A 7,703-nucleotide genomic window follows, 5' to 3' on the forward strand; every position below is an offset into this window, starting at 1 on the left:
CCCTGTCCCACAGGGTTATGGTTAAAACTTCCCCAAACTTCGTTATGAAACTTGACAAGGGTCACGCCATTGCCTGCGTTTCATGCCTTGTTTGAGTCATTTTAGCCTATAACGCAATGCATGGCTGAAGTGTAATAGACCCTCTTATAAAAATGAATTACTTAGCCACAAGCAAAGGCACATTGGCATTACGGAAAATTGTGGTGGTGATGCTACCCAAAAAGAATTGATGGATTTTACTGTGGCTGAAAGCCCCCAGCACAATCAACTGAATCTTATGCTCTGCCTGATATTCAAGAATATTTTGTGCCACATCTCCATAACGGTAGACAGGTACAACCTCTATACCAGCATCCTTTAAATACTTTTCAGGTTCGGTCAGCATTTCAGGATGATCACCAACATAAAGTAAGTGACATTGCAGTGTTTTCAATAAATCACTTTGGGCAATGCGTTGCAGCATTTTTTGACAGGTCGGTGAATACTCATAAGCGAAAATAAAACGTTTCGGTGCTTCAAAATGCTCGCCTACTGTAATCACTGTACAGTTTGCACCACGAATAAAGTTTTCTACGTTACTGCCAATCGGCTTATTCTTTTCAGCCGCCCGTTCGCCCACACGCCCAATAATGACAACATCATTCTCTTTTAAAATATTAAAGCTCTGTTCAAGAAAATCGCCTTTTTCCTGAATCTTGGTACTGGTTAAACCATATTGTTTTTCAATCAGTTCAGAAATATGTTTTAGTAAGTTATTACTGTAGTCGAGTGCGAGTTCACTTTGCTTTTGCTCAAGTTCGGCCAGCTCCTTAAGCAGCATGGCATTACTTTCAAAACCAATGACACCGCTGATTTCACCTAAATGATAGCTTGCTGGATAATAGTCTAGGATTTGCAACAGTACTAATTCTCTTTGCGTTTGCTTCGCCACCCATGCGGCTGCTTCAGCGACCGCCTCGATACAAGGTGAAGAATCAATACATGCAATGACACGGTTCATGTTCGCCTCTCTTTAGGTCTAACACCTTAGGTCTTGTACTTGTTTTTAACTTAACACAGATAAAACCAGGATAGGTTAAATTTATGTATCGAATCTTCTGAACTTTTTCATGCTATTTTCTTATTTTCGATAACGGATCAAGCGAGCTGGATTACCTGCAACAATGGCATGCTTTTCAATGTCTTTAGTCACCATACTGTTCATTCCAATGACGGCATGATCTCCTATTTTTACACCATCTTTAATCCCAACATGCGCCCCCAGCCAAACATCCTGTCCAATCTCAATGCCTTTTGAAGTCACTGCCTGTTGGTAAATCGGACGTTCTAAATCCATACCATGATCGAAAGCATATAAATGGCTATACGCTGCGATACGCACCTGATCATGCAGTTTAATGCCTGCACGTCCACCATCTAAAATACAGTGGTGGTTAATTGCTACCTCATTGCCAATCTGCAACGGTCCATGCAAAGTACAATCCGCCGCAATAAAGGTGTTGTCACCAATGCTGATCTTACGACCACGCTCTGCAAAAATATGGGCTAAAGGAGAAATGAAACAGTTCTCTCCAATCTCTACCGTTTCCATTTCCAGCAGGTAGGCTTGATATTCCGCCTGCCATTGTTCCGCCCATTCCCGATGTTTGGGTTTCAATGACCAATATAGCCAAGGCATATAATTTAAACGATGTTTATGCTGCTCCCGATACTTTAATAATGGATCAGTCATCTACAGATTCCTCAACAATCTTAACCTGCTCACGTCCTCTCGTCAGGTCCTGAAGTTTATGCCTGAGTGGTTCAATTTGCTGAACTTGTACACGCGCCTCAATCATCACCCCATTTTCAGTATAGCTTTCCTGATATTCAATCTGTTGCTGCATCAACTCATACTGGATAATCGCCCATTCATTAAACAGGCAGGCAAACTGTATTGCTTTTTTCTCAATTAGCTCAATTTTCTCAGCCAATAGCAAACATTGTCCAGCACAGCCACCATAAGCCCGTACCAGTCCACCTGTGCCCAGCTTGATTCCGCCATACCAACGGTTAACCATGACAATCACATTGGTTAAATCATTGCCCTCTATGGTTGCCAGAATAGGACGACCTGCTGTTCCAGAGGGTTCATCATCATCATTAAAGCGTACATGGTGTCCAATCTTCCATGCCCAGCATTGATGGGTGGTTGATGTATCTTTAGTCTGCTCTAAAAAGGCTTTGACCTGTTGTTCATTTTCAACAACCGCAGCAATCGCCTGAAAACGACTTTTTTTAATTTCTTCTTCAAAAGTAATCGTATGAGCAATGGTGAATGGCATAAAAATCTAGATAAAAGCAAAAAAGAAATTATATCAATTTTTGTAGATGAGAGAGGTATCTCCAATTCGGAAAAGAATACATGTTTACTTTTTAATGATAACTTATAAAAAAGAACCCGCAAGTTCTTTAGGATATAAACAACTGTTCAAATTTAAACCACAAAATCGTCACCCAAATACACTTTACGCACCTGCTCATTATCCAGAATTTCCTGTGGAGTGCCTTCAGCAATCACCGATCCTTCACTCACGATATAAGCCTTTTCACAAATGGCCAAAGTCTCACGCACATTATGGTCGGTAATCAACACCCCAATCCCACGTTCTTTTAGGGTTTGGATAATATCCTTAATATCACCCACGGAAATCGGGTCAACCCCTGCAAATGGCTCATCCAGCAGCATAAATTTTGGATCGGCAGCCAATGCACGTGCAATTTCAGCCCGACGGCGTTCACCACCAGAAACACTCATACCCAGTGAATCCTTAATATGATTGATCTTAAAATCATTCAAAAGCTCAGTCAGGCGTTGCTGGCGCTGCTGCTTATTCAGGCCCTTACGTGTCTCCAAAATTGCCATAATATTTTCAGCAATGGTCAGCTTTCTAAAGATAGACGCTTCCTGAGGTAAATAGCCAATTCCCTTACGCGCCCGCTCATGCATAGCCAGATCGGACAGGTCAAGGTCATCGAGGTGAATCTCGCCCTTGTCCATACGCACCAGACCAACAACCATATAGAAGCTGGTGGTTTTTCCCGCACCATTCGGCCCAAGCAGTCCGACAATCTGACCACTTTGCATGGTAAAAGAAACATCTTTCACAACCCAGCGCTTGCTATAATTTTTCGCCAAATACTTAATGCACAATGTCTGTGGTTGCTGACCTGACTGTTCCATTAATCACGTGCCCCTGGAAAGCTTTTTGAACTTGATGGTGGAATGATAATCTGAATACGATTAGATGATGAACCCTGCGCCTCAACATCGCCCTTGTTCATACTGTATTTCAACCTGTTGCCGCGAATACTGGAACCATCCTGATAGAGATAGGCATTACCAGTCAACGTGATAATCCCTGTGTCTGCGTTGTAGACAATATTCTGCGCCTCACCGCGTGCCAACCCCTTGTTGGCTTCTATTTGCTGCTGGAACTTGGCAGGTTTGCCTTTGGCGGTAATGGTCTGAATCTCGTTTTTACTGTTCAGTGTGGCAACCAGTGAGTCCGCCTGAAGCTTCATGGTGCCCTGTTCGATCACCACATTGCCCGTATAAGTGGTAATACCCGTTTTACTATTATAAGTCGCGTTTTCAGCCGCCAGAGAAAGTGGTTGGTTACGGTCTGACGGTAAAGCAAAACTTGAGGCAGAAGAGAGTGCAACCACCGCAACACAAGCCACCTGTTTCAGGAAAGATGAACGATACTGGGTATTAAGGTTTTGGCGCATACTTTCCTCGAACTTTGAAAAATTCATATTGACCCTGATTGAGGTCTGCTTTTAGTCCCTGACTCACAAACTCAGCCGTTGGTGACTGCACAATGACCTGATGCTGCGTTTCCAGTTGTCTGGTTTTCGGATAGCCTGTGAGTTCATCCGTATGAAACTCCATTTTACCCTGTTCAGATAATTGTGTCGCAACCACGTCTCCAGTCAGGACTACTTTGCTATTGTCATCGTAACCATTTGCCTGTTTGGCAAAAAAGGTCGCATCAGGCTTGCCCTGTTTGTACATCACCGCATTGAGCTGATCAAGCTGTGATGTTTTCTGTTGCATATCCTGTTGCAACTGCTTGATTTCGGCACGAATATATAAATTCCCCTGCTCATCTGTTTGCGTAAGATGAACGCCCTGTGCTGAATATGTCATATTTTTAGCTGAATCAACTTCCAGCTTTTTTGCCTTGCCGCTGTAATAGTAATAGCCGCCACTGATCGCAGCAACAATTACAGCAACAACATATAAAACCTTGGTATCCATAAACAGGGTGCCCTAACCTTGGGGGAGTTTAATACTGATATTAATGTGGTACAGTCAGGTATTTTGCAAGTAGCTCTTGGTAAACACCTTTTGCCATCAGCAACATATCACAGGCCTCACGTACTGCCCCACGTCCACCCATCGCTTGGGTGACCAGATTTGCACGGCGACGCACTTCCTCATGGCCATTGGGCACGGTAATGCTCATACCTGCAATTGCAAACGCAGACAGGTCAGGCCAGTCATCGCCCATATAGACACAGTCCTCAGGCAGGATATTGAGCTGTGCACAGGCTTCACGCAATGCCACACCCTTATCCTCACGTCCCTGAAACACCAGATCCACACCCAAGTCAGACATGCGCTTTTCAACAATCTGGCTTTTACGTCCAGTGATGATAATCACTTTCATGCCTGCCTGCTGCACCAACTTCATTCCCAAGCCATCACGGATATCGAAAGACTTGACTTCATCACCTGAGTTGGTCAAGGTCACAAAACCATCGCTTAGAATACCATCCACATCCAGCACCAGTGCCTGTAAATGACGCGCTTGCTCTAAAAGTGCATACGATGCCATGACTTAACTCACTCCCGCTTCAATCAGATCATGCATGCTAATTACCCCAATTACCTTATGGGCATCATCAACAACAACAAATTGGTTAATCTTTTTCTCATTCATTTTTTCCAACACTTTGACAGCACGAACTTCCTGCGAAATTGTCATCGGGTTTTTGGTCATCACCGCAGAAACAGGCAGGTTAATGTCAAAACCCTGTTGATGGTCAATCATACGACGTAAGTCACCATCGGTGAAAATACCTAACAGAATGTCATTTTCATCCACCACCGTGGTTAAACCCAGACGCTTTTCGGTAATCTCAAACAGGGTTTTATTCATCGGCGTATCAGGGGTTACCTTTGGCAACTCTGCACCTGTGTGCATTAAATGTTTCACATGCAGAAGCAAACGCTTACCCAGCGCACCCGCAGGATGGGAACGGGCAAAATCATCTGCGGTAAAGCCTCGTGCTTCCAGCAACGCAACCGCTAAAGCATCCCCTAGAACCAGTGTTGCGGTGGTACTTGATGTAGGCGCCAATCCCAGTGGGCATGCTTCATCTGCCGCACCCAGCGTCAGGGCAATATCAGCATTCTGTGGCATTGGTCCCTTGTCATCACGGCTAATGGTGATTAAAGGCACTTCCAAGTGTTTAATCAGTGGCATCAGCATCATAATTTCATCACTCTTGCCCGAGTTTGAAATTGCAATCAGTACATCACCGCGCACCAGCATGCCCAGATCACCATGCCCTGCCTCACCAGGATGCATAAAGAATGAGGGTGTACCTGTGGAGGCAAAGGTTGCCGCCATTTTGCGGCCAATATGACCAGATTTACCCATTCCTGTAACAACCACACGCCCCTTGCATTGCAAAATCACTTCACAGGCGCGGTCAAAGCGTTCATCAATTTGTGTTGCAAGTACTTCTATCGCTTGTTGTTCAATGCGCAAAGTTTCCAGCGCACTTTTTTGGAAATTTATCGTTTGTGACATGCAGGTTTAACTCAAAATAATATGCGATCTACTGGAGGTAGATGATTGTAATCAAAAGAATGATCGAGATTCTAGCATAACTAGAAGTTATACACGTTTCTAAAATGTGTAAGATTTTTGGGAAAATGGAGAAAAATAAAGATCAATGAACCGCAAACTCCAGACGCTGATCGCTACACACTACAACCCATGTTTCAAGAACAGGGATAACACCCCATCCCAAACAACATAATCATTAAAATTGATCTGGTCCATTATTTTTTGCCCGATAACTTTATGAAATACAATGCATACGTTATGATGAATAACGATTTTTGTAGAGTGTTTGAAAACCCTTATGCAACCTTTTGTTCTATATAATTCTGAGCAACGTAAAAAAGTTGAATTTGTGCCACGCAAAGAGGGACAAATCGATATGTATGTCTGTGGTATGACGGTTTACGATTATTGTCATATTGGACACGCTCGGGTTATGGTTGCATTTGACTACATCATTCGCTTTTTGCGTAGTCAGGGCTGGAAAGTTCGCTATATCCGTAATATCACTGATATTGATGACAAGATCATTGCCCGTGCCAATGAAAATGGTGAAACCATCCAGCAACTCACTGCACGCTTTATTGATGCAATGAATGAGGATGCAGCCAACCTTGGCTGTGTGCTACCCGATGAAGCACCCAAAGCGACCGAATATATTGACCAGATGCAAAGCATGATTGCTACGCTGGTGGATAATGGCACAGCCTACCCTGCTGCCAACGGTGATGTTTATTTTGAAGTGACCAAGTTTGACAAATACGGTCGCTTGTCGGGCCGTAAGCTTGAGGATATGCAGGCGGGCGCATCTGAACGTGTCGATGTCGAGGTTGAAAAGAAACATCCTTTTGATTTTGTCCTTTGGAAACACGCCAAGGAAAATGAACCTGCATGGGCTTCACCTTGGGGCAATGGCCGTCCAGGCTGGCATATTGAATGTTCAGCGATGTCCACCTGCTGTCTGGGTAATCATTTCGATATTCATGGTGGTGGTTCGGACCTGATGTTCCCACACCATGAAAATGAAATTGCCCAAAGTGAGGCTTCAACAGGCGAACAGTATGTGAATTACTGGATGCATGTGGGTTTCATTAATGTCGATGGTGAGAAAATGTCGAAGTCCTTAGGCAACTTCTTTACCATTCGTGATGTAATGGAAAAATTCCATCCAGAAGTGATCCGTTACTTTATTGTGTCATCACACTACCGTAGTCCAGTCAACTTCTCTGACTTTGCCTTGAAAGAGGCGAAAACCGCACTCAGCCGTTTTTATCATTCATTTAAAGCCTACCAGCAAATGTATGGGCAAAAAACAGTTGAGACTTTAGAGCAAGGTTTTGTTAAACGTTTTAATGCCGCAATGCGGGATGACTTTAATACTGCGGAAACAATGGCAGTTTTATTTGAGCTAAATAAAGAGTTAAACCGTGCTGTTAAGGAAGAAACTGCTGAACAGGCAACTGTCCTCTACTCAACCTTACGCTATTTAACCAATATTCTTGGCTTGGTTCAGCATGATGTAGATGAGTTTTTAAAATCGGATATTGGTCAGGAAGCACTCTCCCTTTCTGACACAGAAATTGAAAACTTTATCCAGCAACGTGTTGATGCTAAAAAAGCCAAAGACTTTGCTCAGGCAGATGCCATTCGACAGTCTTTATTGGATCAGGGTGTTGTGCTTGAGGATACCCGTCAGGGAACTATTTGGCGACGTGCTGATTAAATCAACACTTAGCAACATAGAGAGTTGACAGTTTGATTAAACTCTCTATAATGCGACCTATTGCGGGAATAGCTCAGTTG

General features: G+C 43.6%; 9 protein-coding genes. 1 reads left to right on the plus strand and 8 read right to left on the minus strand.

Annotated features, from left to right (window positions below):
- Positions 1–157: 157 nt before the first annotated feature.
- The 8 genes from B4H32_RS06610 to B4H32_RS06645 form a co-directional block, all read right to left on the minus strand.
- Positions 158–1,000 carry a universal stress protein gene (locus tag B4H32_RS06610; protein WP_286800968.1) on the minus strand — a complete coding sequence of 281 codons (843 nt, stop codon included), beginning with the start codon at positions 998–1,000 and terminating at the stop codon, positions 158–160.
- A 120-nt stretch (positions 1,001–1,120) separates the two neighbouring features.
- The gene (locus B4H32_RS06615; RefSeq protein ID WP_004681060.1) at positions 1,121–1,732 is read right to left on the minus strand and encodes a chloramphenicol acetyltransferase CAT; all 612 of its coding nucleotides are present in this window, start codon (positions 1,730–1,732) and stop codon (positions 1,121–1,123) included.
- Positions 1,725–2,324 (minus strand): IMPACT family protein, encoded by a 600-nt coding sequence (locus tag B4H32_RS06620; RefSeq protein ID WP_004681062.1) that lies wholly within the window; start codon positions 2,322–2,324, stop codon positions 1,725–1,727. Before B4H32_RS06620 ends, B4H32_RS06615 begins: the two co-directional genes overlap by 8 nt.
- Positions 2,325–2,476: 152 nt before the next feature.
- Positions 2,477–3,223, minus strand: coding sequence for an LPS export ABC transporter ATP-binding protein (gene lptB / locus B4H32_RS06625; RefSeq protein WP_004681065.1), 747 nt, complete (start codon positions 3,221–3,223; stop codon positions 2,477–2,479).
- Positions 3,223–3,771 carry a lipopolysaccharide transport periplasmic protein LptA gene (gene lptA / locus B4H32_RS06630; RefSeq protein WP_004677976.1) on the minus strand — a complete coding sequence of 183 codons (549 nt, stop codon included), beginning with the start codon at positions 3,769–3,771 and terminating at the stop codon, positions 3,223–3,225. The genes lptB and lptA overlap by 1 nt, the downstream gene beginning before the upstream one ends.
- The gene (lptC, locus tag B4H32_RS06635; RefSeq protein ID WP_004677979.1) at positions 3,755–4,303 is read right to left on the minus strand and encodes an LPS export ABC transporter periplasmic protein LptC; all 549 of its coding nucleotides are present in this window, start codon (positions 4,301–4,303) and stop codon (positions 3,755–3,757) included. Before lptC ends, lptA begins: the two co-directional genes overlap by 17 nt.
- A 40-nt stretch (positions 4,304–4,343) precedes the next feature.
- Entirely contained in the window at positions 4,344–4,883 is a 540-nt protein-coding gene (locus tag B4H32_RS06640; protein ID WP_004677981.1) for a KdsC family phosphatase, read from the minus strand.
- A gap of 3 nt (positions 4,884–4,886) precedes the next feature.
- Positions 4,887–5,864, minus strand: coding sequence for a KpsF/GutQ family sugar-phosphate isomerase (locus B4H32_RS06645; RefSeq protein WP_004681067.1), 978 nt, complete (start codon positions 5,862–5,864; stop codon positions 4,887–4,889).
- A gap of 337 nt (positions 5,865–6,201) precedes the next feature.
- Between B4H32_RS06645 and cysS the strand changes: the two genes are divergently transcribed.
- Positions 6,202–7,623, plus strand: a complete 1,422-nt coding sequence (gene cysS / locus B4H32_RS06650; protein WP_004681068.1) for a cysteine--tRNA ligase — start codon at positions 6,202–6,204, stop codon at positions 7,621–7,623.
- The last annotated feature ends 80 nt before the right edge of the window (positions 7,624–7,703 follow it).

The organism is Acinetobacter sp. UBA2063 (assembly GCF_002333245.1).
Classification (GTDB): domain Bacteria; phylum Pseudomonadota; class Gammaproteobacteria; order Pseudomonadales; family Moraxellaceae; genus Acinetobacter; species Acinetobacter parvus.